At 34.0% G+C, this 954-nt stretch carries 2 protein-coding genes; both read right to left on the bottom strand.

Annotated features, from left to right (window positions below):
* The coding region (locus AC1DJR_RS31535) for a hypothetical protein (protein WP_477004421.1) at positions 1-293 on the bottom strand (293 nt) is incomplete at its 3' end.
* A gap of 104 nt (positions 294-397) precedes the next feature.
* Positions 398-954 (bottom strand): YhcN/YlaJ family sporulation lipoprotein (locus tag AC1DJR_RS31530; protein ID WP_477004420.1); only part of this gene is annotated, 557 nt, incomplete at its 5' end.

Genomic DNA, 954 nt, shown 5'->3' with positions numbered 1-954 from the left:
GATTTTGGATCGTTTCCTTTCCAAGCAAAAATTTGCTTAATTCGTGTAGAATGTTCTTCTCCTTCTTCTATGAGTAAATCCCCTTCAAAACCGATTAAATCTTTCACTTCTAAATAAGTCATTCCTTCATTAATATTTGAGAAATGATTTATATTAATGGTCTCTTGCTTTTTATTTTCCGTTATAGTAGAAGACATAGCTGTTTTCTTCTTCACTTCTTTCTTCTGGTCACACGCTGTCATACTAAAACCTATGCATAAACTACCTAATATGAGTGCGCTTTTTTTMATCATAACGGYTGTCCCTCCCCTCATTATTAAACCATATATTCCCTTAAAAATAAACTGAATATTTAATCTTACAGAAAAACCCCGTACAATTTAGTACGGGGTTTTCACTATTTTTTCAAATGGTTATTTGACTGATCTTCTTGTTCTTTTCGTAGTTCTTGTTCTTCATCTTTTGGTAATTGTTTATCATTATCTTTAATCGGATTCGTTTCTCTATTTTCAATCATATCATTTGGAACTTGCGGCATTACTCGSCCAACAATTGCTGCTAATTCATCAAGTATGCCTTCACCAGTTTTACCTTTTTTAATTTGCTTGCCTATTTGTTTTAGTCTTTCATACGTATCAACATCTGCTACAACGACTGCATTTGCACCGTTTGGGTCATTCTTCAAACTCTCTGCAACAGAATACTTAATTGACTCAACGCGAGTTCGATCAAGTTTCGCTTTCACATCAATACCTACAACAGCATACTTCCCAACTACTACTGCTGTCGCATCGTTTACACCAGGTATACTTGCTGCTAAAGATGCTAAATGATCAGCAGCTTTTTCGTTTGGCTTATTTGATTTGTTTGTATAATTAACATTTTTCATCGAGACATTTTTTTGTTCTGGCTTTTCATTAGGATTGTCTTTTTTTCCAATGCTACATCCAGTAA

Source organism: Bacillus sp. 05T31 (assembly GCF_056396725.1).
This window is presented reverse-complemented; position numbering and strand designations above follow the sequence as displayed.